We start from the raw sequence: 25,851 nt of genomic DNA on the forward strand, positions 1-25,851 counted from the left end.
CCTGAGCGTGACGCCCCAGGTCGCCGGGCCCGTACCGGCGGCCCCGGCGCGCGACAGCGGCGGCGGCGACGTGGGTGGCGTCGTGTTCGGGTACCCGCTGCCGCGCCCGGACGTGCGTCCCCGGGCCGATGTGGAGACGACTCCGACGACGGCACCCGCGCCGGAGGAGGTGGGCAGCGCCGCACCGAGCGCCGCCGACGTCGCGGGGGCCGTGCCCGTCGATCGCCGCGGCTGGGTTCCGGTGGGTGATCCGCTCACCGTGGACCAGATGCGGGAACGCTTCTCGTACCTGGGCCGGGTCAATCCGGATCGGTCGCTGCTGAACTGTGTGTTCGCGGCGATCGTCACCGATCTGCTGGTGCGCTCCGGTGGGCGCCACCGGTTCGAGGCGCCCGCCTCGGTCGCCACCGAGGTGGGGGTGCTGGGCTTCTACGCGGGCCGGCCGGTTCAGGAGGTCGACGGTTACCAGGCCGTTGTCGACGCGATGAGCGCGTCAGCACCGGGCTCGCGCGGAATCATGGTGGTCAACGCTGCGACCGGATCGGTGGCACACGCCGTCAACGTGGTGCGTACCGAGCACGGAGTCTTCTTCCTGGACGGCCAGACGAACGCTCCGGCGACCGTGCCCCCGGTTCCGACGCGGGTCCGCTTCGTCGCCACCACGGCCGACGTGCCGACACCGGCCGTCCCGGCGGCTCCGGCGCCGGCCACGGACTCCGACGACCTCGCCGGGTCCGACCACGCCGCGCTGTTCGGCCTGCAACCGCTCGGTGGCCGGCCGCGCGACCTCGTTCAGGCGGTGCTCGCCGCGGCGGGCCGCGCCCAGGAGCCGCGCCCGGTGGAGCAGCGCCGAGATACGACCGATCCCGGCCGTCTCGCCGACGGCCTCCGGCTCCGGCTGGTAGTGGTTGGCGAAGACGGCGCGCTGCGGGCGTACGGCGATCCGGGCCGGCCCGAGGCGTACGTCGCACGAAGCGGTGGCGGCTACCTGGCGCTGACCGCCACCGCTGGGCGCGAGCCGGAGTTGCCGGGGGACGGGGACGTCGAAGCGATCGGACGGTCGCAGCGACTGACCGGTCCCGACGGCGGAGAACCGGTACGCACGGTGGCGTCGGACCTGCTCGACGCCCACGACGGCGGCCTCGACCGGTACCGCTGGACACTCGACGGTCACCAGGTGAACCTGGGCGCGCTGCTGGCGCTGCCGTCGGTGCACCGCCACCTGCCGCGGTTGCTCGACGACGGCCTGGTGGTGCGGTCGGACCGAACCGGCCCGCGGACACACCGTTTCGAGCTGCGGCTGACCGGGCGCCGCGCCAGCGCCTACGACCTCGGCGTCGACCACCTCACCAGCCGGGTCGACGTCGCCGTGACCCTGCGCCGCGTCGGCCAGGTGCGCGCCAGCGCCACCCGTGAGTGGCAGCGGCCGGTGACGCTCACCGAGGAGTTCCGGCGAACCGTCCCGCTGCTGTCGCTGCCGCCGTCCGGGATGCCGGAGCCGACCGGCGTCCCGTTCCCGGTCACGGCCGATCAGCTGCGCACCGGCGCGGTGACGGTCGGCGCGGCGCGCGCCCCGTCCGATCAGGCTCGGCCCGGGGAGTTCACCGACGCCGTACCCCTCGGGTTCGTGCAACTCGGTGACCGCTACCGCCTCGTGGTCCGGGCCGTCCTGGGCGAGGGTCCGGTGGAGCTGCTCCTCGACGTCACCGCCGTCGCGGAGCTGCGGGACCACTTCGCCGGGCCGGGTCTGGAGGGCCTGGCGACGTACGAACGTCCACCGGGGTACGCGGAGCCGACGCGCAGCCTCGGCCAGGTGCCGGAGGGTGTCGAGCCCGCCCGGTGGGCCGCGTTGCGCGACGACCCGTCCGTCGACCTGGACCGGCCCCGGTGGGATGCGCTCACCGCGCTCGCCCCGGACGTGCCCGCCGCGCGGATCCTCAGCTGGATCCGGGCGATCGGCCACGCGCCCGGCGACCTCGCCGCCCTGGCCGACCGGATCGGTGTCGCCCCACGATCGTTGCTGACCCTCGCCGTCGACATCGGCGTCGACCCGCGGGCGCTCACCGTGTTCGCCGGCCGCCTCGTCCGGCTCGACGGGGTCAGCGTGCCGGAGCTGCGCAGCAGTCTCGACCCGTACGGTCGGATCACCGACGACGACGTGGTGGCGATCGCGGACATCGCCGGTCGGCTGGGCCTCGCCGCCGACGCCCTGCCGGCGCTCCTCGACTTCGTCGACCACGCCGTGCCGTTCGACCTGCTCACCGCGCTACCGGACACCCTGCTCGCCGAGGCGGTGGCGGTGGCTCGGCTGCGGCACGACATCGACACCCGGCCCGACCGGGCCGCCGAGGAGCTCGGCCTCGACGACCGTGACCAGGTCGAGGACCTGGCGATGGCGCTGGGCGTGCTGCCCGGCCACCTGGCGGTGATCGCGCCGGAGGTCCGGGATGCCGTGCTGCCGGACCTGGACGTGCCCGGTTCGAGCAGGGCGCCGGTGGCCGGACGGGCCGAGGCCGTCCGCGAGAATGTGCGCCGCAGCGGCTACCTGCCGCACGACAGCGCTGCCGGTCTCACCCGTCAGCTGACCCTGGCCGGTCGGCTCGGGTTCCACCCCGGTCAGCTCTCCTTCCTGCTGCCGTCGCCGCACATCGTGCTGTTGGCCCACGAGTTCCTCGTCGACGTGCCGTTGCAACGGGTCGAACTCACCCTGCGGCTGCTCGCCGAGGACCTGACCCGCCCGTCCGAAACCCTGTTGACCGGTCTGCCGCGCATCGAGATCAGCGACGCGGAGTTGACCGCATGGGTGGACTCGCTGACCAGCACGGACATCGTCGCCAAGGAGTACCGGACCACCGCCCGAACGCTGCTCGACCGGCCGTGGGGCGATCTGCGCGGGGCGACCGCGCTGGGTTACCGGGCCGGATCGTCGGTGCTGAACCGCTTCCTCGACGTCGCCCGGGTCGCGGTGGCCAGCGGTCGGATGCCTGTGGACCTGCTCCGCATCGCGCACCGGCTGAACCTTTCGGTGGGCACGGTGCTGGTCGCGGCCGGTCTCATCGGCACCGATCCGCGATACCTGCACCCGTTCACCGCGCCGCTGCTGCGCAGCGAGCTGCCCGCGTCCGACCCGGACCACCAGAACGTCGTGGATGTTGCCGCGCTGCTCCGGACGTACGCGGCCCGTCGGTCGCCGCTGCACGACGAGACGTTGCGCGTACCGTGGATGTTCCGGCAGGCGGCGCGGGGTGCCCTCGGCGCGTGGGGCGCGGTGGTGACCCCGGCGGTCCTGAGCACGGCGCTGGGCCAGTTGGGGCGTGCGGAGGTGCCCGAGTCCAACGCCGACGTGTTGCAGGACCGGGGCAGGCAGCTCAGCGAGGCGACGCAGCGGTTCGGTGACGACCTGCCCGCCGACCGGATCGGCGCTCTCGGTGATCTCGATGGTCTGCTCGGCCGCTGGGTGGCCGGGCTGCGGCAGATCACCGGCATGCATCCGGCCGTGGAGGCGGCGGCCCCCGGCAGCCGGGATCCGCTGCGCAACGCCGTGGTGGCGCGCGACCGGCTGGAACGCGCGATCATCCAACTGCTGGGAGTCCAGGCGCGGCCGACGCCGGAGTTGCGCGCGGCGTGGGCGGAGCGGGATCAGGCGGTGCGGAGTCTGACCCTGGAGCCGCACGCCCGGCTCGCCCGTACCATGCCCGGGCTGCTCCTTGCGGTCCTCACCTCCGACGCCCGGTACGCCCGGCTGCTGTCCGCGGCCGTCGCCGCGAACCTGCGGCAGCGCCCTGAGCTTCTTGAACCGGATGGCACACCACACCCCGCCGTCGCCGAGCTGGCCGGCGCGGTCGAGTCGGTCGGGAGGACGTTCGAGGCGATCCTGCAGGACCAGCCGTTCTTCCAGCGGCCGGACGACCTGAGCGCGCTGGAGCTTGACGAACGTCTCGCCAACGCGTTGCCGGACACGCACGGCAGCGCCGCCGCGCAGGGGCAGCGTTCCGGTGAGGCGTGGCTGGGGACGTACTGGGCCGGGCGGTTCGCCGATCCGCGGTTCGACGCGTCCACCTTCGCCCTGGACCACCAGGCGCGGCCGTGGCTCGACCACGGTGCGGTCCTGGCGCTCGCCCGGGCTGCCGGTGAGTCTCCCTTGACCATCCACCGTCTGGTCGCCGACGAGCTGGAGCGGACCCCCGTCGAGCTGCTGGACCCGGCCAACCGGGGCGGTGTCCCACTCGGACGTCTGCTGGAGTACGCCGGCAGGTGGTACCTCGACCCGGCCGTCTTCGGCCTGCTGGACCGCACCGCCCTTGCCGACGACGACCGGCACGCGGAGTACGCCGCGCAGCTCGAGGACCACCTGAACGCCCGGGACAGTGCGGTGACCGAATTCGTGCTGGCCCGCGCGACGCAGGGTCGGTTCGCCGGCCCGCCAGCGGACACCCTGCTGTTCGACGACCCGACGGCCGTGGTGCTGAGCATGGGCCTGCCCCGGGCCTGGGGGACGGGCGACCCGGTCCCGCGCGAGGCGCTGGTGGAGTTCGCTCAGCTCCAGGTGTCGCTCATCGACCTGATGGACGTCCAGGAGCCGTCAATCGTCCTGGCAGCCGAACTCGGCGTGCCGGCGATGTGGGTGGCACTTGTCGGCACGCGGGTCGGCCGGGTGCCGCTGGACCTGGCGGCGCACGCGGCCCGGCTCGGGGTGGCGGACCCGCTGCTGCTGTTCGCGCTTGTCGCCGAACTCGGCGTCGACCCCGCCGTGTTCACCTCGGCCGACGGGCTGCGGGCGCTCAACGATCCCGCCTCGGCGGAGGAACGGTACGCGCCGGTGCGCGCCCTGCTGACGGACCCGGTGACCGGCCCGCGACTGGCTACCGCGTGGGCCCGACCGGGTGCCCGGGTCGATCCGGTACCGGGCGGGGACCGACCGCCACGGCCCTTGCCGGAGTCGCTGTGGCAGATCTACCGGACGACCGGCCGGGTGCCCACCGACCTTGTGCTGCTCGCGGCCAGTGCGTACCTGCACCCTGCGGTGCTCGCCGACGTCGCCGCCGACCTGGGGATGGACCCGCGCGTGGTGTCGGTGCTGGTCCAATCCCTACCGGACGGCCCGCAGCGCGACCCGGCATCCACCGCGCCTCCCGCGCCGCGTGTCGACCGTGCCGTCCGGGTACGCGATGTCGCCGTGGAGTGGACGGACCGGATCGAGCGGCGCTGGTCGGTGGCCGCCGACGAGATCTCCTCTCTGTTCCACTTCCTCCGAGGTGAGGGGCACACGCTCACCGTCCTCGACGATGAGCCGACTGCCCAGGTCACGGACCTGCTGACCCAGTGGCGGGCGGAGCTGGCGGCCCGGCAGGGACGTTCGGCCATGACTACACCGGCGAACTCGCTCGACCTCGACGAGGTCATCAACTTCGCGGACGCCGGCCCCGGAATCCGGCCCACCGAGATCGAGGACCCGCCCGGTCTGCTGGAGCTGCTGCGCGCCATCCCGGGTGTCGAGGTCACCGACTTCGCCGCCGACACCGGGCGGGCGGACGTGGCGGCGCAGTGGGAGGCGGCCGGAGGGCGGACCGACCCGGCCGACGACTCGTCCGACAGCGACTCGTCCGACAGCGACGGGGGCAGCACCGTCGACGCGCAGACGCCGGCGCGGCGATCTCCCGCCGAGCCCGGAGCGATCGGCGATCCCGAGGGCACCGGACGGCCTCGGCTGTCGGCCGGCGAGCTCGTCGGGCGGGCGTTGCCCGGTCTGGGTCGTGCCGGTGGTCGTGATCCGGAGCGGCTGCGGCAGTGGGTGGCCGCTGTGGAGCCGGACCGGCCCGGCGAGGAGGTGACGCTGAGCGAAACCGACTGTGTGGTGCGGGCGTACGCGGCGTTCGTCGCCCTGCACGGCCGCAGCGCGAACGTGGTGGACAATCGGGTCGCCGCAGCGCCGGAGTCGATGACGATACGGGATCTTCAGGAGCTGTTGGACGGGTCGCTGCGGCCGTTGGCGGACTGGTGGGCCCTCGTCGATGGGCTGAATGCCACTCCTGGGGCATTGGCGCTGATCCACCTGCCCGCGAACGACATGGTGCTCGCACCGGACGCCGGCCCGGCTCGTGGGCACGTCTTCTGGCTGTGGTCGGACGACCGTGACGGGACGTCGACGCTGCGGGTGATCGACACGCAGCGCGCGGGTCTGCTCGCCGACGAGGCGTTCACCGGGACGGCGGACACCAGGTGGGAGCGGGCGCTGACCGGGCACGGCGTCCGTGCCCTACTGCTCGACGCGGACGGCCGCCCCCGGCCGCAGCCGACGCCCGACCTCGCAGTCGGGCCGCGCAAGCAGTCGACGCCCGACATCGACGGCCGGCCGTCGACGCAGTCGACTACCGAGGTAGACGGCGGGCCCACGCCTGACGGGTCAGCTGTGGACGCGCTGACCCTGGCGTCGCGCTCACCCGCCGAGCCGGGCGTGCTGGGCCTGCCGGGAACCCGTCACGGGACCGGCTCGGACGCCGTGGCCGCCGCCCTGAGACTGCCCGATCGCCACACCGGCCGGGATGCGAACCGGTTGGGCGACTGGGTGCGTACGGTCGAGGCGCAGCGCCAGACGGCGTCGCTGGAGCACGACGTGGCCCGCGCGTACGGGGCCTTCGTCGCGATGCACGGCCGGGCGGCGAACGTCGTGGACAGCCGTACGTCGGCCGACGCCGCCACGCTCACCCTGCCCCAACTTCAACGGCTCCTCGGAGGCCACCCGCGTCCTCTGAACGACGTGTCCGGCATGCTCACCGCCCTGCGGAACGCGCCCGGCGCGATGGCGCTCGTGCACGTGCCCGCTCGCGAGCGCGTCTTCTGGCTGTGGTCCGACGACACCGGCGACAGGCCGGTCCTGCGGGTCGTCGATCCCACCCACTCCGGGATGCTGGCACGTCCCGCTCCCGGCGTGCTGCCGCAACTGCTGGGGACACCCGACGTCACAGTCCTCGCCCTGGACGCGGACGGCCAGCCCGGCGGCTCCCCGCCGGTCGACACACTGCCGCCGCCTGCCCCGGCGACCGAGGACACCACCGTGCCCTGGTATCTCCGGGACGTCGCGCTCGGCCAGTTCACCGTCCTGACCGCCGGGCGGCCGGCGAGCGCCCGTGTCGGCTCTGCCGCGCAGATCGCGAGGAGCCTCGTCGCCGGCTTGCCCGTGCTTCCCGATGTGCCGGCCACGGACGCGGCGGCGATCCGGAACGAGGTACGGCGGGAGATCACCCGGGCGCTGACCGCGCCGGAACGCGGCACCGGTTCGGCCGACGCCGCCTACGAGCAGTACCTCGAACACTGGGACGAGCGGCTCACCAGCGGCATCCACCTCAGTGCGGGTAAGCGTCTGGTGTGGATCCTGCCGGTGCCGAGGGCGCCCCGACCCGCCCCACCCGTACCCGAGCAGGACGCCAAGGTCTACAAGGTCAGCTTCGGCTCCACGTCCCGCGGCTGGAGCAGGGACAGCGAGCGACCGGCCGGCGGCGTCTTCAGCCCGGACACCGCGCTCGGCGGGATCAGCCGGCACCTGACCCGGGTGATCTTCCAACTGCCGGACATCACCTTCGGCAGCCACCGCGAGCACGGCAGCTCGGAGGGTCGCAAGGTGCTCGCCGGACGCCAGATGTTCGTGACCGACTCCACTCCGTTCCAGGCCGGCCTGGCCTTCAGGGTGTACGTGGACGGCCGGCTCTGGGCCACCACCGCGACCCGGCCCCCCTCGGACGACCTGCTGCTCATCCAGTTCCCCACGCCGTACACCGATCCCGCGAACGGGCAGTACCGTCCGGCCCGCGCCACCGCTTCCGTCGACGGCTCACCACCTCGCACCTCGTACGCCGATCGGGTGATCAACGCTCTGTCCACCGAACAGTTGATCACCAGCTGGCACCGGGCCCTGCGAGAGAGTCTCGACGCGGACGGGGCTGCCGGCTTCGCCCGCCAGGGTGTGGCGCAACTGCTCAACGAGCGGACCGCGCTCAACCGCAACCGACGCCTGTTGAACGGTTCGGACCGGGCCACCGGCCTGCACCACGGAAGCACGACCATGTCGCTGCACCTGATGCTCCAGCCGATGAGCCTGCAACACCTGGGTGACACGCCGGACGTGGCGGTCCGCGACGACCTCGGCGTCATCGCGGAGGCAGGCACCAGCGCCGACGGCAGCCGGCACGTCGCACTCGCCGGCGAGGTGGCGTCGTACGGGATCAGTGCCATCGCCCGTGCACTGCCCAAGCCGGGCAAGAAGCTGCCCAAGGACAACAGGTGGCAGGGCACCGTCAGCGGCGAGCTGGGCGGCAGCGTCGGTCGCGATGCCGGCGTCGAACTCGGGGAGAGCGTGCTCAACCACACCGTGTTCAAGCGCACCGGCGCGCAGACGCGATACCGCCAGCAGTTCGAAGTGGTCCTGGTCACCCAGCTGAGTTCCGGCGAGGTCCGGCCGGTGGTACTGCTCGGCATGCCCGGCGAAGTGGGCGTCTGGCAGGAGCAGCGCGGCGCGTACGAGCAGGCGTTGCTCGGCGCACCCGCACACGGCCCGATCGTGGCGGTGCCGCCGGCCGCCCGGCGTGTCGGCCGGCTCGTCGACGAGGAGGAGGTCCGCGACCGCCTCGGTCCGCGTGCCGTCGAGGTTCTCACAGGTGGTCGGGTCGTCGACCCCAAGACCCGACGGCTGATGCCGAGCGTCGAGACGCCGCAGATGCGGGGCCGTTACCCGGCGACGCCCGTGCCCGGCGAGCCCCTGGCCCTGGCCACCCGGCGCGGCCTGGGCCCGAGCGCGCCCCTGTCGCTGCCCGGCGCGGAGGTGGTGCTCGACACCGCCGTCGACGGGCTACTCGCCCTGTCGCAGCGCGACGAGCTGCCCGTCGACGTCATCGAAGACCTGGAAATCCATCTCGGGCGTGACGCCATGGAGGCGGACTTCAGCCGGTTCCAGCCTGGTGATCCGTTCCAGGTGATCATCGACGGCGTCCCGTACGACGTGCTGGTCACCGCGTATTTGGAGGAGTTGCGCGAGACAGGCGCCTATCCGATGGACGTCAACCTGCGCGCCCTGCAGGGCAGCTCGGTGGAGGGCTCGGTCGGCACCTCCAGCGGCGTGGGCGGCGGTTTTGGCGGCGGTCTGCTCGTACCTCTCCCGCTGAACGAGTGGAAACTCCAACTCGGGCGGGCAGAGCTGCAGAGCGAGTGGGAGTGGTCCCAGTCCGACGCGTACGACGGGGCGGTCAAGCACTACCGGCGTACCGAGACGACGGGGGACGTCACCGAACTCCGGTACCGGACGATCTACGAGGTCGTGCTACGCCGCGCGGTGACCCCCGACCACGCGGCGGGACCCCGGGTCACCTACCTGATCGGCGACGAGCCGACCGAGCCGGACGAGCCGGATGTCACCGCGCTGCGCACCGTGCTGCCCGACGAGCACCGGTTGGACCGGACTGTCACAGCGGACGAGCAGGGTCGGGCCGGCCGGGTAACAAACGCGACCTTCCGCGCGTGGGACCAGGCCGACCCCATCCCGTACGAGGAGGAGTCCGCCGCCGGGGTGTTCCCCTTCCTGCCCGGCCTGCCCGAGGTCGCCGCACGTGCCGCCGACGCGTACCGGGAACTCAACAACCTGGATCGCCGATGGTTCGCGGAGCCGCTGAACTGGCCGCGTCCGCTGTGGGGTCCGGGCATCGCCAGTCAGGTCGCCGGTCATCTCGCCGAGATGACCGACGGCTACGGCTGGCTCGTCGTGCTGCCCGACGAGGGCGGGCACCACCAGGCCGTACGGGTGCAGATGCGGGCGTTCAACCCCGAGCAGACCCGCCCCCCCTCGAACGTCGAGATCGAGCACTACCAGCAGTTCAGCGCCGGCCACAAGTGGTCGCACGACACCGGCAGGAGCGCCGGGATCGGCATCTCCACCGGTCCGGTCTTCCCGCTCGGCGGCTCCGGCAAGGTTGACGACCCGACCGACCAGGTCGCCCCGTCCGATCCCTCCGGCCCGAGCCGCCGGCAGATCGGCGGCATCGGCGGCGGCGGTCCGCTGCCCGGCGGTGACACCGCCGGCGAGGGTGGTCTCGGACGCCTCGCCGTCGGCCCGTCCGGTGGCTACCGGTGGTCGCGCGACGACGGCGTGTCCGACGAGTCCGGGTACATCGACATCACCCGGGCAACCTACGGCGGGCTCACCCAGCACTACCGCAGCGACCTCATCTTCAAGATCACCGCCGAGCGATGGGACGGTGAGCAGGGCGAGGTCCGGAGCGCAACCCGCTACCTGCGCGTCAACCTCGGCAAGGACTTCATCACGCCGGACCGTCTCGCGGCGGCCCTCGGGCTGCCCGGCGCCACCACCGTCACGCCGGCCAGCCCGCCGGCCCGTCGCCCGGTCGACCCGGAGCCGGTTCGGGCCTGGTCGCACCCGGAACGGCTCGCCGCCCGCGCCGTGCTGCCCGCCGTCACCCGCGCGCTGTCGGTCTGGAAGCTGCTGCCGCGCCGCGTCGATCCAGCCGACCTGCCGCCCACGCTCCTGGTCCGCGCGCTCACCGCCCGGCTACGGCCCGCCGCCCTGGATGGGCAGTTCGCCACCCTGACCGGCGCCGGTCTGCGGGTATGGCAGCCGATCGTCACCGACGGGAAGATCCGGTTCCTGCTCGTTCAGGTGACCGGCGATCTCCAACCGCCCACCGCCGACCTGCCCCGCGACGACGTCGCCCTGACCGAACGCAGCGAGGCGGTGACCGCGCACTCGACCGACACCGCGAGATCGGGAACCCTGCACGTGGGCGGCCGGGCCCGGGTCCGTGGCGAGATCGCCTCCCGGGCCGACCTGGCCGGCGAGTTCCGAGCGGAGTGGCAGCGCAGCACCGGTGTGGGCAGCGGCCTGGCGGACGAGACCAAGGACATCATGCGGCTCGGCATCAAGCAGTCGCACGAGTTCGCCCAGCCCATCACCTTCCGGGTCGACATCGGTCTCACCACCGAACTGCCAGAGCTCATCCGGTTCCTCACCACCACCGGTGCCAACCTCTACCGCGCCCTCGAAGGGCTGGTGTTGCGCGACGCCGGCTCGTGGAGCCGCTGGTCGGCCGACGCGCCGGTGGTGGGCCGGTCCGCGTGGTGGGAACGGACCACCACGATCCCCGGGATCACCGGCGACGCGCGGCTTGTCGTCCCCGCGTACCTGACGATCGCTGACGCTCCCTCGGCCGCCACCGGGCCGGTGGACGGCAGTTGGGCGCCGGCCGGGCCGTCCCGGCCGGCGGCGGTGCCCGCGGTCCGGGTCGAGCGGGTGCCGCATCCGGCGCCGCCAGCCCTCAACGCGGTGGTGCTCGCCGATCCCACCTTCACCCCGCAGTCGTTGCGCCCGATCGCACGTGCCGCCCACACCTGGGCCAAGCTGGTCACCGAACCCCTCCGGAGCTGGCCGGTCACCCTCGACGAGAACCGTCCGCCGAGGATCGCCCGCAAGGGCCACCTCAGCTCGCTGGAACGCACTGTCGCCCACCACACCTCGGACCGGCAGCTCAATCGGCGCTTCGAGGAACTGCTCGAACACCGTTACCAGGTCGGGAACACCGGCATTCGGCTCGGCCTGGACCTCCGCGGCGCGGCGTTCAACGTGGACCTCGCCCCGGACGGCACCGTGCGACCTCGCGGCTTCGCCCACAAGGGCCGCAACTACCGGCAGCGGGACACCAAGCCCAGCTACGAGGTCTCCGAGAGCACCAGCTCGTCGGTGGGCGCTGGGGCGACGCTGCGGGGCACCAGCGGCAACGTCCGTACCGGTCCGGGCGGCTCCGGGTACGGCGGGTTCGGCAGCGGCCGGGGGTACGAGGGCGAGACCAGCAACGTCGGCGAACGCAACAGCGAACGACGGGCCCAGTACCACCTGATGCGCTACGACGCGACACTGGTGATCTACCCGCCCGGCGATCCGGGCCACCGGCTGCTGATCGACCGGGACGGCGGGCTGTTCGCGGTGACGACAGTACGGCCCAACACCACCTACCAGCCGCCGGCCCGGTTCGCGCCGACGGTCGTCGACCCCGTGCAGGGCATGGAGTTGGGCAGCCGCATCGACCCTTCGCCCGATCGACCTTCGATCGTTGCGGTGCAGGCCGCCGCGCCGAGCAGGTTGGACGAGTCGGCGTTCCGTCAGGTGGTGGACGAGGTGGCCGAGGCTGGTCGGGCGGCGTCGGTGCGTGCCGGTCTGCTGTCTTTGGCGGAGTGTCTGGCGTTGGCCGAGCGGTTGGTGAACCGGCTGTATCCGTCTGCGACGCGGGAGTTGCATGCGTTGCGTCCGCGTCGTGCGCAGGAGGCGGACTCTGCCGGGTCCTGGTTGACCGGGCAGGCTGACTGGTCGCCGGTGGCGGACTGGGATTCGGTCGTCGCCGATCTGCGCGACCGTCCGGGCTCGACGGCTGTGGTGTTGCTGCAACGACCGAACCAGACGGTGCACCACATGTTCCTCGCGCACACCCTGGTCGATGGTCGGGTGCTGTGGGCTGATCCTGGTCGGGCATCGGGTGAGCGGGTCTTCGATCATCCGCGACGGTTCGCCGATGCCCGGCTCGAATCGGCTGTCGCCGCTCGTACCCTCGTCATCGGCCCAGACGCCACCGTCGCGCCCGGCCGGGCCGTCCCGGAATCCGCATCGACGGTCCGCGCGGTGGTCGACGCACCACTCGGTCACGACGTGCGCGGCGGTGTTCCCCACCGGGCGACCTGGCGTCCCGAGCCGCCGACCGGGAGTGCGGTGGTCGACCTCGCCGCGGTACGAGCCACGCTTGACGGCCGGGCGGCGGCCGGCGACGACCCGATCCCGTACCGGATGGGGGAGGTTCTGCCGGGCGCCAACGCCTCCGGCCTCACGCTGACCCTGGGTACGGCCAGGCCGGTGGACCTGGCTGGGTTGTCCCCGCAGCTGGCCGATCCGGGCGCGGTGACCGCCGCGCCGGACGGGAACGGCGTGACCCTGCACGTGTCGGACACCCGCGACACCTGGGCCGACCTGCGGGCCGTGGCCCGACACCTGCGGGCCTCCGGCGAACGGAGCGTTTCCGCCAAGGTCGAGGCGATGCTGGGGCCGGGCGACCACGGCGCGCTCGCCGGGCTGCTCTCCGCCTACCAGGCGGCGCTCACCCGGATGGTCGGGGTCACCGCGACGACCACCGACGCGTTGCGCGCCTCGCTGGCCCGGACGAGCCTCAACCTCGGCGTCCTGCAAGCCCAGATCCGACTGGTGCACGCGCTGCGTGGGGCCGGTGCGGCCGCCGCACCGGTCTGGATGGGCAACCACCACTACTGGTGGTACGACGACGAACCGGCGGACGTGTCGGGGGAGGCGCGTCGCCTGTTGGAGATCATCGCCGCGGTCCTGCCCGACCACGCCGATCTGGCCGCCCTCGCTCTGCTCGCCGAGGGCGTGAACCCGGGGGACACCGACCTCGTTGGAGAGTCATGACCATCCGCATGATCTGGGCCGGCAGCCGTCAGGACGTGTCCGCCGAGCATCCGGCGGACCTGCTCGCCGAACTGATCCCCGGGTACGCCAGGCTGTCGCCGCAGCGCCGCCGCACGGCCCGGGTCCGACACGCGGAGGGCTCCCTCACCCGGATCCGGCAGCGACTGGCCGCCGCGTTCGGGCCGGACGGCGCGGCGCCGACGGTGCTGGTGGACGCGCGGCACCCGGACGCGCCGGGCGACCCCGCATCGTCGGTGCTGTGGCTGCGCACCGACGACGACGAGCGCTACCTCCGCTCGCTGGCCACCGTCGGCGACATCTTCCTCACCCTGGACGAGGGGCGACCGCCTGCGGAGGTCCCCGACCCGGTGGTGTCGCGCCCGGCCGACCCCATCCGCTGAAGGGGACGGAACATGCAGAGACGACATGCGGTCGTGGGCCGGCAGGTGGAACTCGACGCCCTGGCCGCCGCCGGGCGCGACACCACCGTCGGTGGGCGGTTCGCGCTGGTCCGTGGCGTCGCCGGCAGCGGGCGGACGGCGCTGTTGCGGGCCGCCGCCGACGCCTGGCGGGACGAGGATGCGGTGGTGCTCTCGCTGCCGCCGGCCGATCCGGGAGAGAGCACCGAAGGCGGGTTCGAGGCGCTGCTGCACACCGTCCGACGGCACTACGAGCTGCTGGACGAGCCCACCCTGGCCGCGCCGGTGGCCGCCCTCGGCGCGCTGTGTGCGTCGCCCGCCGGCCGGTTGCCGGGCCGGACCGCCACGCTGGCCCGGGAGGCCGCGACCCTGTTCCACCAGATCGGCCGCCACGGCCGCGCCGTTCTGATCGCCGACGACGCCGGCAGTGCGCCGGGACGCGCGCTCGCGCTCGACGCCGCCACCCGGCCCGGCGTCCTGGTCGTCGCCGTCACCGAACCGGGCGCACCGGCCGCCGGTCGCCTCGACGCGGTGGCCGAGGTGGTCGTCGAGCTGCCGCCGCTCCCCGCCCCGGCGGTACGGGAGCTGCTCGACCGCCGACACGGCACCCCGGTCGACGACGCGCTCGTCACCGCGCTGGGGGAGGCGCTCGGTCCGCTGGCCGGGCACCCGGCGACCGTCGTGGCGACAGTCGAGGCGCTGCGTCAGGACGACCGGCTCACCGTTGCCGGCGGGCACCTGTGCCTGCGCGACCCGTACGAGTCGATCCCGTTGCCGCCGGGCCACCCGCTGACCGCCCGGCTGCACGGGTACGGCACCGACGCGGTCCGCCTGGCCACGATGGCGTCGGTGGCCCGGTTCGGCCTGGCCGACCTGCCGCTGTTCGCGACCGCCACGCTCGGCGACCCCGACGGGTACGGCGCGATCCTGGACGAGTTGGTGTGCGCCGGGGTGCTGCTCGCCGACCGACTCGGCGGCATCGGGCCGCAGAGCCCTGCGCTCGCCGCCCGCCTCATCCGCGACGCCGGGCCGCAGGCGGTGGCCCGGCTGCACCGGGCGTGTGCCGCCGCCCTGTTGCGCCGTACCGGCGCGGGCGAGGCCGGGGACCGGCTCCGGCTCGCCGACCACGTCACCTCGGCCGGTGCCGCGGTGCCACCGGACCGGCGTACTGCTGTCACGTTGTTGTCCACCGCCGTGCGGGCGGCGGAGCGGGAACCGGACCGCGCGGCACACTGGTTGAGCGCGGCGCTGCGGCACAGCGGCGGCGGGGACACGGCCGGCGACATCCAGGCGCGGTTGCTGCGGCTGCTGGTCCGCACCGGTCAGTTCGCCCGGCTCGCCACCGAGGTGGACCGGATCGCCGCCCGTGGTGTTCCGGTGGCGGACCGCGCCGACCTGGCCGCCGCCGCGCTGCTCGCCGCCCTGCACACCGGCGACCCGCTGCCGCGGCGGGTGCACACAGTGCTCGCCGGCCCGGACGCGATGGTGGCGTTCGGGGATGCCTGGCCGGCCCGCGCTCCGGCCGCGAGCGCCGAGGCGACCGCCTCGCTGCTCGCGGCCCACGAGGTCGCCACCATCCGGCGGGCGCTCACCGGCGGCCCGTCGGCCGATCCGCTGCTGCGTGCCGGGGGCCTCGGCGACGTGGTCGAGGTGCTGCGCCTGGTGCTTGGCTCCGCCCGCTACGGCACGCCTGTCGACGGGGCGGCCGCCGCCTACCACCGGCTGCATCAGCACCGCTGTAGCGGCGACCTCGCCGGTGTGTTGTCCGCCGCCCGGGAGGCGAACCTGACCGGAGCGCCGGAGCACGTCGTGCCACGGCTGGCCCGGCTCTGGGCGGCCGAGGCGCTGGCGCTGCGCGGGCAGACCGAGGCCGCCTCCGAGTGGGTGCGGTCGGTGCCGGACGAGCCCCCATACGCCGCCCTGCGGTGGTTTGTCACGAACGGCCCCGGCGGCGAGCCACGCGACGCGACGGACGCGGCCGGGCGGATCGCCGCCGGCTGGAGCGCTTACGAGGCCCAGCGGGCGTACGGCAGCCCGATCGGGGTCGAGCAGCTACTCGTCCGGATCGCCGACCTCCACGCCCGGTTCGGTGTCGACGCGGCGGGCGACCGGCTGCGGGCCCTGTACGGGTCCGACGGCCCACCGATCCCCACCGAGGCCAGGTGCCTGATCCAGGCGCTGACCGAGGGGGACCCGACAGCCGCCACGCAGAGCATCGGCCACGTCCGGGTACGCGGTCACCGCCTCGACCTGTGGCACGCCACCCTGGCGCTCGGCCGCGACGTCGACGACACCGGAACGTGGCTGCTGGAGGCGTACGCGCTGGCCCGGGCGCTCAGCGCGCCCGCAGCCCGGTCGGCGGTCTCCGTGGCCCTGCGTCGGCGAGGGATGGCGCCGCCGCGGGCGCGTGGGTCCCGACCCGCGTTCAGCGCGGTCGAGTTGCAGATCGTCGAGCTGCTGCGCGGCGGGCGCACCAACCGGCAGATCGCCGCCCGCCTACGACTCAGTGAGAAGACCATCGAGAACCACCTGACCAGACTGTTCGCCCGCACCGGCCTGCGCTCCCGGGTGGAGTTGGCCGCGACGACCGTGGGGACGGACGTTCTCGGTGCGGCGTCCTGACCGGCTGACGATGGAGGTACCACCCGGCGTGAAAAGCAAGAGGATCCTCGTCTCCCGGACCGCCGCAGGGTCCTGCCGCAGCATCCGGGAGGCGTTGCAGAAGGCGGAGCCCGGCGCACTGATCATGGTGACCCCGGGCCACTACCCGGAGAACCTGGTGCTGGACAAGGTGGTCACCGTGGCCGCCGAGGAGGGCCCGGGCACCGTCAAGATCACTGCGGCCAGCGGTCCGGCTGTCGTGCTGACCGCCGAGTCCGCCGCGCTCAGCGCGCTGACCATCGAGGCGCTCGACGCGGACAGCCCGGCCGTGGCCTTCGAGGCCGGTCAGCTCGCGGTGACCGAGTGCGAATTGGCGGCCGGCGCCTGGGCGACCATCTTCGTCCTCGGCCGCGCCGCCCTCACCATGCGGGGCAGCCGCGTCACCAACCAGGCCGGCGCCGGGGTGGTGGTCACCGCGGCGACCGGCAGCGTCCTGGACGACTGCCGCCTCGTCGAGCTCGGCACCTCCGGGGTGGTGGTCGGCGAGAGCGGTGTCCTGCGGATGCGGGCCAGCGTCGTGCAGGGTGCCGGCGGCAACGGGGTGTGCCTCAACGGGCGCGCCTCCATCGACCTGGAGGACTGCGAGATCATCGGCGCGGCCAAGCCGGCTCTCGCGGTGGAGCAACAGGCCGCCGCGGTGATCCGCCGGCTGACCGTCACCGGTGGCGACGGCATCGGAGCGTACCTGGCCACCACCGGGGCGGTGTCCGTCGAGGACAGCACGATCGCCGACATCGGGCACGACGGCGTGTTCGTCAGCAGCCGGTGCGCGCCCCGGCTGACCCGCGTGGCGGTGCGCTCACCCGGCCGGCACGGCCTCCGCTTCGTCGGGCAGGCCGGCGGGGTCGTCGAGCGGTGCGCCGTCCTCGGGGCGGGCGCGGCGGCGGTGAGCGTGGACGAACGCTCCACCCCCGAGTTCAGCGAGCTGGAGGTGGACGGCGGCGCCGACGTGGCGGTGCGGATCGAGGGCGGCGCCGACCCGTTCTTCCGCCGCCTCCAGGTGTCCGGGTGCGCCGGCACCGCCGTCGTGGTCACCGGTGGCGCGCGCGCCACACTGGAGAACACCACCGTGGACCGACCAGGTGGCCACGGGCTCGCCGTCGACGCCGCCGCCCGCGCCACCGTCACCGGGCTCAGCCTGCGCGGGGCCACCACCACCGGCCTCCGGGTCGCGCACGCCGTGCTGACCTGCACCGACGTCGACGTCGCCGGGTCCGGCGGCAACGGCGTGGAGGCCTCCGCCGGCGCCGAGCTGTCGCTCACCCACAGCCGGGTGCGAGAGAGCCGCGCCGACGGGTGCGTCCTGGCCGCCGACGGCACCGGTGTGCTCGCCGATTCCGAGTTCGACGGCAACGCCGGCAACGGGGTCACCATCGCCACCGCTGAGCCGGTGCGCCTGACCGACTGCGCGGTACGCGACAACCGCGGGTCCGGGCTGCGTCAGCTGGTGCCGGGCGAGCTGACAGTGGACGGGCTGACAAGCGTCCGCAACGGTGCCCCGGACGCGTACGGGACGACCGCCGCCGGGACCGCGTACGCCCCCGTCGACGTCCCGCCGCCGGACCGCGCCGAGATCCGCCGTGCCAGTGACCCGCTCACCGAACTGCACGACCTGGTCGGCTTGGCCAGCGTCAAGCACGAGGTGTCGTCGCTGATCAATCTCAACAAGATGTCGCAGCGTCGCAAGGAGGCGGGCCTCAGCGCCCCGCCGATGGCCCGCCACCTCGTCTTCGCGGGCCCGCCCGGCACCGGCAAGACCACAGTCGCCCGGCTGTACGGGGCGATCCTCGCCGACCTGCGCGTGCTGCGGTCCGGGCACCTCGTCGAGGTGGCCCGCGCCGACCTGGTCGCCCAGATCATCGGCGGCACCGCGATCAAGACCACGGAGGCGTTCAACCGGGCGCTCGGTGGCGTGCTGTTCATCGACGAGGCGTACACCCTCAGCACCGGTCGGGGCGGCACCGGCCCGGACTTCGGCCGGGAGGCGATCGACACGCTGGTCAAGCTCATGGAGGACCACCGTGACGACGTGGTCGTCATCGCTGCCGGCTACTCCGCCGAGATGCAGCGGTTCCTGGACACCAACCCGGGCCTCGAATCGCGGTTCAGCCGGACCATCGAGTTCCTCAGCTACAGCGCCGCCGAACTGGTGACGATCGTCGAGGAGCAGTGTCGCCGCCACGACTACCACCTGGACGAGGAGGCGACCGCGCTGCTGCTGGAACACTTCGAGGTCATCCCCAAGACCGGCACGTTCGGCAACGGCCGTACCGCCCGCAAGGTCTTCGAACGGATGGCCGACCGGCAGGCGTCCCGGCTGGCCGCGTCCGACCGACTCACCGACGCGGACATGCGCCTGCTCACCGCCGCCGACTTCGGCGCGGACGCATGACGGGTGTCGACCTGCTCGGCGGGGCGGGGCTCACCGTGGTCACCGGGCCGGCCGGCATCGGCCGCAGCCACGCGCTGCGCACCGCCGCGGACACCGCCGCCCGGCGGGGCACCCCCGTACTGACGCTGCGGTTGGCGGCGGAGGATCGCGGCGAACCGTGGTACCTGGCCGGACGCGTCCTCGCCGCGCTCAGCCCGTTCGGCCCGTCCGGTCGGGCCGCCGAGCCGCCGGCCACCGCCCTCGCCGGTCTGCTGCGCCGCCGGCCCGGGCTGCTCCTCGTCCTCGACGACGCCCAGTGGGCCGACACCGAGTCGGTGCGGGTGATCCAGGAGGCACTGACCGACCCGACGGGCGCACCCGTCCGGTGCCTGGCCGCCGTCCGCACCGGCGGCGGTCAACCTGTCCCACGCCTGCGACCCGGCCTGGCCGTCCGGGTCGTGCCGCTGCGTCCCCGACGAGCCGAGGACGCCGACGCGCTCGTCGCCAGGCTGCTGCGCGCCACACCGCACGATGACCTGGCCGCAGCGGTACGCCGGTACGGCGTCGGGGTGCCCGCCGCGATCGACGCGGTTGTCGCCGGCTACCGAACCGCCGGGCACCTCGTGCTGGCCGACGGTCGCGCCGGGCTGCGCGACCCGACCGCCGTCCCGGTCATCCCGCCCGGACACCAGCTTCTGTGGCCGGTGCACCGGCTCGGCCGACCGGCGCGCGCGGTGGCGCGGGCCCTCGCCGTGCTCCAGCCGTTCGGCCCGGAAGCGCCCGCGCTCATCGCGCGGGCCCTCGACCTGGGCGTGGAACAGGTACGCCGACAGCTTGCCGCTGCGCGTTCCGAAGGGGTGGTCCGCTCCCGGTCGAGCTGCTGGACGGTCACCTCGCCGGCCCTGGCGCTCGGCCTCGTCGCCCGGCACGGCCCGTACGAACGGCGTCGGATCGCCCGGGTCGCGGTCGAGGCACTTCGCGGTGACCCGTCCGCGGTGCCTGACCCGCACTACCTACCGGACCGTCTCGTCGAGGCCGGCGGGTCGGTCGACCCGGAGTTGGCGGTCGCCCGGTTGCGGGAGGCGGCGAGCGCGGAGGCCGGCGGGTCACCTGCCGACGCGGCCCGCTGGTGGGCCGCCGCGGCGGAGGTCAGCGGCTCGCCGGCCGACCACGTGGCGGCCGCCCTGAGCGAGGCGACGGCCGCACTGCGTCGAGGGCTGCGCGACGAGGTGGCCCGGGTCCTGGAACCCCTGCGGACCGGCTACGCCGACGACCTCACTCCGGCCCAGCACGCTGAGGCCGCTGCTTTGCTCGCCGGCACGCCACCGGTGGTGGACGCCGCGGACCACGACGGCGGGCCGGGCCGCGAGCGGCGGCGGGCCGTCGCGTCCCGTTCCCGGAACGGAAACCCGGCGGCGGTACGGCTACCCCTGGCCGACCGCTCCCTGCTGGACTTCCGGGCCGGCCGGTGGACGGCGGCGCTCGACGGTGCCGTCCTCGCCGAGGCCGCCGGACAGACCGGACCGGGCTGGCCGGTCGCCGGCGTCGCCGCCGAGGTGCTGCTGGCCCAGGGCCGGCCCGCCCGCGCCCGTGCCGTGCTGGACGCCGCCACCGACCAGCCGCCGGACTTGCTGGCACCGGCCCGCGCCGACCTGCACCGCGCCCTCGGCAACCCCCGGGGGGCAGCCCGGACATTGCGCGCCGCGCTCAAGGTGTCCACCGCCGGCGAGCTGTGGGTGCGCGCCGCCGAACTGGCCGTCGAGCAGGAGGACGCGGGCACCGCCCGAGCCGCGCGGGAGGCATTGCTGTCCGCGTACCCGGCGGCCGTCGTCCGCATGATCGTCGACCGGGACGCCGCTGCGGCGGCCGAGGCGGTGCGGCGTGCACGGGCTACGGACCAGCCGTACGAGCTGGCGCGCACCCTGGAACGTGCGGTGCGCTGGGCGGGACAGGACCCGGTGGCGCTCGCCGAGGCGTACGCGATCCTCGGTGGGCTCGGGGCGCTGCTGCACCGGTCTCGGCTTCGACAGTTGGCCCGGGAACGCGGCGCACCGGTCGCCGGCCGCGTCGAGACCGTCGCCGAGGGTGACCGGCTCCTCGCCGTGCTCGTCGCCGACGGACTGTCAAACCGGGAGGTTGCCGCCGCGACGCAGAACAGCGAGAAGAGCGTCGAGGGTCGGCTGAGCCGGCTCTTCGCCCGTAGTGGTTACCGGTCCCGGGTCGAGCTGGCCACCGCGGTGCTGGACGGGACGTTCGGCACCGGAATCTCCGCCGTCAGCGCCGGTCCGGCGCGATGAGGCTGGACAGCGGCAGCGCGATGCCTTTCGCCCGGCGCCGCCAGCGGCCGTTCTCGACGTGCAGCACCTGGTCCACAGTCGTCCGGTCGTAGTAACGGCTGGGCAGCAGCATCGTCACCCCGTCCGCCACCAGTTCGGGCAGCCGCGACCGGACCGATGCCAGCCCGGCCAGCACGGCCGCGCTGGCCACCACGTCCACCGCGCGGTTCGCGGCGACCTGGAGCCGGACCAGTCGGTGACCTTCCCGGACGGCGGGCCTCCGGGCAAGAAGCACCAGCAGGTCGGTGTCCGGTTCGGCGGTGTCCGGCCGGTCCGGCACCACCGCCCACTTCCGCCCACCACGCGGCGCGAACACCACCTCGTTCGGCAGGCCGTCAGCACCGTGCCGGGCACCCTTGCAGCGCAGCGTCAGCGGGTGGGCCGGCAGGTCGACCGGATCGCTGGGCTGCCCGGCCTTGTCCACCCGGTAACCCTGCTGAAGGCGGGCCAGGTCCAGCCAGCCCGCCGGAAGCAGGAACGTGCCGTCGGTGGCCTGATGGCGCAGGTCCGCGGGCAGGTCGTCGCCCACCCGACCCAGGTCCACCGCGCCGCCCGCCTCCACTCGCAGGCACAGCAGGTGCTGCTGCGGCGCGGTCCGGGCCAGCGGGCCACCCGCGAGGTGACCGACCAGATAGAGATTCGCCGACGGCACCCCCTCGACCGCGACCCGCTGCGCCGGCCACGGCGACGACAGCCACAGTCGTACCGGCGTCGCATTGATCTCCGGTCGTTCGGTCAGCCACCGCACGCCGTGTGGCCGACTGCCCCGGGCGGACACCGTCAGCGGCGGACGCGGACTGGGCGGTGGCAGCGGGCCGGAGGCCTCCGGGGCCATCGCGGCCGGCTCCGCCACGACGGTGGCGTCGAGCGACGGCCCTACTGCCGGTTGCCGCAGCGCGACCAGCCAACCGTCCTCGTTGCGCCAGCGGCTCCCCTCCGGGTCCGCGCCCGCACCGGCCGCCCGCTGCCAGCGCGCCGGGAGCCGGTGCTCGTCCACGGCGCGCGGCAGACCGTCCTGTACGGACACCACGGCGCCGGGAGCGAGCGTCCACACCTGGACACCCAACTCGTCCTCGAGCACTCGCAGGTGCTCCTGCAGGCCGTCCGCCCGTTCCGGTGGCACCGGAGTCAGCAGCATCAGGTCGCCGCCGCCCCAGCCGGCCATCTCCAGCAGCCGACGCAGCTGGGCGGTGCCCGCGGCCAGCACACTGTTGTCGCCGTGCCGCAGCCCCAGCCGCCCGTCCTCCAGAATGGTCAGGTCGACGAGGGTGCTACCTGGTTCGGCGGTCAACTCCCGATACCGGTCCCGCATCGCCGCCTCGCGCCGCTGCGACATGCTCATCAGCGCCACCTCGCCGGTCGAGGCGATGGTGACGCCGACCGCCGGGGTGAGCCGCCCGTCCAGGTCGGTGTCGAAGACCGACGCGCCGGAGGCGTACGGGGAGCGGACCGGCCGCCACGCCACCGCCTGGCCCGACCGGTCCCGTGCGGCCAGGTCCTGGCAGCCGCGCAGCAGCACCGCCTCCGCGCCGACCGGCGGCGTCCACACGGTGGCGCCGGTCGCCTCGGCCAGCGCGCGGATCTGGGCGTCGAGCAGTCGCTGCTCCGCCGGGTCCAGCGGCCAGCGCAGCCACAGCCGCAGGTCACCGCCGTAGAGGGGGATCGAGGAGAGCGCCGCGGCGACCTCGTCGGCGCCGTGCACGCCACTGCGTCCCCGGTACGTGGAGAGCACGAAGCCGCCACCACGCGTGGCGAGTGCGACGGTGACCAGGTCCGAGTGCGCCGTGCCGAGTCGGGCCGCCGCCGCCCGTCGCACGACGTAGCCCTCCCGGTCGGCGAACTCCAGACCGTTCGGCAGCGGCAGGGTGACCAGCCCGCCGCGGTGCAGGACCAGGCCACCCGCCAAATCGTACCAACCCGGCAGCCCGGTACGTGACGACGCCGGCTGGACCAGCACCCAGTCGACCACCGCGCCGCTCGCCCGGTTCACCGGCACGGCCTCCGTGCGACCCCCGGCCGCCGGTGTCGGCTGCACCGTCGCCCCCGCCGGGGTCACCAGCACGTCGCGACCCAGCACGTCGGCCAGCCGGCCGAACAACGCCGCCTGCCGGGCACCGTCGTCCATCAGCACCCGCAGGTCCTGCTCGCCGGCTCCGGCAGCGCGGGCGAGATCGGCCAGGGCGTCGACGGTGAGCGCCGCGCCCGGGTCGTCCGGCAGGACCAGGCCTCCCTCCTCGCCCGGCACCAGGACCAGGTCGGCGAGGCCGGGCACCGGCGAGGGTCGGTCGTCGACGTCCCGGGCCAGCACATCCGCCGGAGACTCCGGGGTGCGGGGCTGTCGCATCAACTCGCCGGCCCTCCTGCCATCGCGCGTACGGACCATCGCGCCGGCGGCGCCTCGCCGACCAGCACCGGGACGGTGCGCTGCCCGGAAGCGGTCAACGACCGGCGCTCCCGCCACAGAACCCCCGCCGAGGCCCCCGGGCAGAAGACCACCCGTAGCGCCGCCGGCTCCAGCCCCGCCAACTCTCCCACGGAATCCAGCCGGTGGCACCGCGGCGGCGGCGGCTCCGCGCCGAGGGCGTCGCCGACCACCACGACGTCCACCGACGGGCCGAGCTGGTCGAGCAGCCGTACGGCCAGCCGTCGGGAGGCGTCCTCGTCACCGCCGAGGGTGAGCACGTCGGGGGCGGCCGCCAGATCGACCCACAGTCGCCGGCCGTCGTGCTCGCCGAGCACCACCGGAATGCTCGACGGTGGCGGACGCCAGCCCTCCTCCAGCCACCCGTACGCCGAACCCCAGCGCGCCGGCCGCGCGCCGACCAGCCGTACGGTCGCCGGCGTCGCGTCGACGTCCAGGTCGGTGACCAGGGGAGGAAACCAGCCCGGTGCCGTCGCCGCCAGCGAGCCGATGCCGGCGACGCGTTGCAGGTCGCCGGTGGGCAGCGCGACGGCCCGCCGCAACCCGGTGACCACCGGCGCGGGCGTCTGCGCCGACGGTTCGACGGCGGCCTCGCGGTCAGCCACGGACGTCGGGTCGGCAGGTACCTCCGGTGACTCGACCGGGATCAGCCGGGCGATGGAGGGCGGTAGGTCGTCCACTGCCGGCCGGGGCGCGGGCACCGGTGTGGGGCGGGCGGACGCGAGTGGCGCGGACACGAGTTTCGGGGCGGTGGCGGGCGTCAGCGGCGTGACGGGCCGGGGCGCGGCGACAGGTGGCGGACTGACGGGCTGCGGGGAGGCGAGTGACGTCGCGGGTACCGACGGCGGTGCGGGCTGCGTCGGGACGGGCTGGGGCCGTACCCCGGACTGCGGTTCGCCGGGCGGCGGCCCGGCGGGTGGTTGTGGCGTGGTGGGTCGCGGCGGGGACGGCTGTGGCGCTGCGGGTCGGGACGCGGACGGTCGCGGCGGTGGGGGTGCTTGCGGTTCCGCGAGTGGGGACGCAGGTGGTCGCGGCGCACGCGTCGCCACCGGCGCGGCCTGCGTCGTCGTCGTGGGTGACGTCGTCGCGGCTGGCGGCGGCGTTGGCGGTTCGGTCGGCGGTGGGGTTGGTGGCTGCCGGTCGGGACCGGACGCTGCGGTCCTGGGGGCAGTGGTCGGCGGGGCAGTGGTCGGCGGTCCGCCGCCGGTGCCGTTGGGTGGCGCAGCGGCCGAGGGTCTGCCGTTGGGCCGAGCGGTGGCCGACGGCGCGCCGATGATGTCGACCGGCGGCGGAACGGCGGGTAGCCGTGGAGGGGCGGCTGGCGCGTCGGCGGGTCCGGCCGGCGTGGGCCGGGACGGGCTGGACGCCGGTGTGTCCGGGCCGGCGAGGGTCGGGGTCGTGGAGGCCACCGGCGCGGCGGACGGGCGGGTGGTGACAGGTGGCTCGGGAGCAGCGTCCAGCCGGGGCAGCCCGCGGACGAGCGGCAGCTTGACGGTGCCGGTCGCGGCGGGCGGGGTGCCCGTTGCGGCGGTGTCCGCCTCGGCCTCGCGGGGCGGGCGCGGGCGCGATGTCGCGGCGGCCTCGGCGGCCGGCCCGGTCGACGCCGGGACACGCCGGCTGCGCCGCAGCAGGAGCGGCACGGTCAGCGCGGCCAGCAGCAGACCGGCAGCGGTGGCGAGCAGGCTCGGGGACACACCGCCCTCGTCGGCCTCCGGCTCGGCCTCGGCGGGTGCCGGCGAGGTGCCTGCGGACGGCAGGTTGGTCGGCGGTGGCACGGACGGCAACGGTCCGGTACGGACGCCGGGGCCCCGAGCGTCGTCCGGTAGGAGCAGGATCCAGCCGGACTCGACGACTGTCGGGTCGTTCATGATCCGACCGTCCGGCTGCGGCCGCCCTCGGTTGAGGTCGAAGATCTCGCGGTAGCGCTTGCCGTCACCGAGGGTCTGGGCGGCGATGGCGAAGAGGAACTCGCGCTGGCCGTCGACGGGCGCACCGACCACATAGAACTTCTGTGCGGCGGACGATGGCGTCGGCGCCGCGTACGCCTGGGTGGAGAGGGTCGGACCGAGCATCAGGAGCACCGCGAACACCACCCCGGCCAGGACCGCCGCAGTGTTCCCGCGATCCGCGGCCCGGATCGTGAACAGCCGAGCCCTGCCGTCCGTTTCCATGGTGAG

General features: G+C 74.5%; 7 protein-coding genes. 5 read left to right on the forward strand and 2 right to left on the reverse strand.

What is annotated here, in order from left to right; translation table 11 throughout:
• Nucleotides 1–7: 7 nt before the first annotated feature.
• From ABZS40_RS30235 to ABZS40_RS30255, 5 genes are read left to right on the forward strand one after another with little or no spacing between them, the layout of a single operon-like run.
• Complete coding sequence (locus ABZS40_RS30235; protein WP_354947147.1) at nucleotides 8–13,465, forward strand: toxin glutamine deamidase domain-containing protein; 13,458 nt, start codon at nucleotides 8–10, stop codon at nucleotides 13,463–13,465.
• Nucleotides 13,462–13,866 carry a hypothetical protein gene (locus tag ABZS40_RS30240; RefSeq protein WP_354947149.1) on the forward strand — a complete coding sequence of 135 codons (405 nt, stop codon included), beginning with the start codon at nucleotides 13,462–13,464 and terminating at the stop codon, nucleotides 13,864–13,866. The genes ABZS40_RS30235 and ABZS40_RS30240 overlap by 4 nt, the downstream gene beginning before the upstream one ends.
• A gap of 12 nt (nucleotides 13,867–13,878) precedes the next feature.
• Nucleotides 13,879–16,506: a LuxR family transcriptional regulator gene (locus ABZS40_RS30245; protein WP_354947151.1), complete on the forward strand. Its 2,628-nt coding sequence runs from the start codon at nucleotides 13,879–13,881 to the stop codon at nucleotides 16,504–16,506.
• A 28-nt stretch (nucleotides 16,507–16,534) separates the two neighbouring features.
• On the forward strand, nucleotides 16,535–18,937 hold the full coding sequence (locus tag ABZS40_RS30250) for a right-handed parallel beta-helix repeat-containing protein (protein ID WP_354947153.1): 2,403 nt from the start codon (nucleotides 16,535–16,537) through the stop codon (nucleotides 18,935–18,937).
• Nucleotides 18,934–21,213 carry an AAA family ATPase gene (locus ABZS40_RS30255; protein WP_354947155.1) on the forward strand — a complete coding sequence of 760 codons (2,280 nt, stop codon included), beginning with the start codon at nucleotides 18,934–18,936 and terminating at the stop codon, nucleotides 21,211–21,213. Before ABZS40_RS30250 ends, ABZS40_RS30255 begins: the two co-directional genes overlap by 4 nt.
• On the opposite strand, the gene ABZS40_RS30260 is transcribed toward ABZS40_RS30255, so the two are convergent.
• Together ABZS40_RS30260 and ABZS40_RS30265 are read right to left on the reverse strand one after the other, a co-directional pair.
• Nucleotides 21,191–23,596, reverse strand: a complete 2,406-nt coding sequence (locus ABZS40_RS30260; protein ID WP_354947156.1) for a hypothetical protein — start codon at nucleotides 23,594–23,596, stop codon at nucleotides 21,191–21,193. The genes ABZS40_RS30255 and ABZS40_RS30260 overlap by 23 nt on opposite strands.
• Nucleotides 23,596–25,845 (reverse strand): hypothetical protein, encoded by a 2,250-nt coding sequence (locus ABZS40_RS30265; RefSeq protein WP_354947158.1) that lies wholly within the window; start codon nucleotides 25,843–25,845, stop codon nucleotides 23,596–23,598. Before ABZS40_RS30265 ends, ABZS40_RS30260 begins: the two co-directional genes overlap by 1 nt.
• Between the last annotated feature and the right edge of the window lie 6 nt (nucleotides 25,846–25,851).

This window comes from Micromonospora sp. NPDC005324, from assembly GCF_040607155.1.
Classification (GTDB): Bacteria; Actinomycetota; Actinomycetes; order Mycobacteriales; family Micromonosporaceae; genus Micromonospora; species Micromonospora trifolii.

Coding starts and splice junctions, on each gene's coding strand:
- ABZS40_RS30240 (WP_354947149.1), top strand. CDS start 13,462: ATGACCATCCGCATGATCTGGGCCGGCAGCCGTCAGGACGTGTCCGCC.
- ABZS40_RS30255 (WP_354947155.1), top strand. CDS start 18,934: ATGACGGGTGTCGACCTGCTCGGCGGGGCGGGGCTCACCGTGGTCACC.
- ABZS40_RS30260 (WP_354947156.1), bottom strand. CDS start 23,596: ATGCGACAGCCCCGCACCCCGGAGTCTCCGGCGGATGTGCTGGCCCGG.
- ABZS40_RS30245 (WP_354947151.1), top strand. CDS start 13,879: ATGCAGAGACGACATGCGGTCGTGGGCCGGCAGGTGGAACTCGACGCC.
- ABZS40_RS30265 (WP_354947158.1), bottom strand. CDS start 25,845: ATGGAAACGGACGGCAGGGCTCGGCTGTTCACGATCCGGGCCGCGGAT.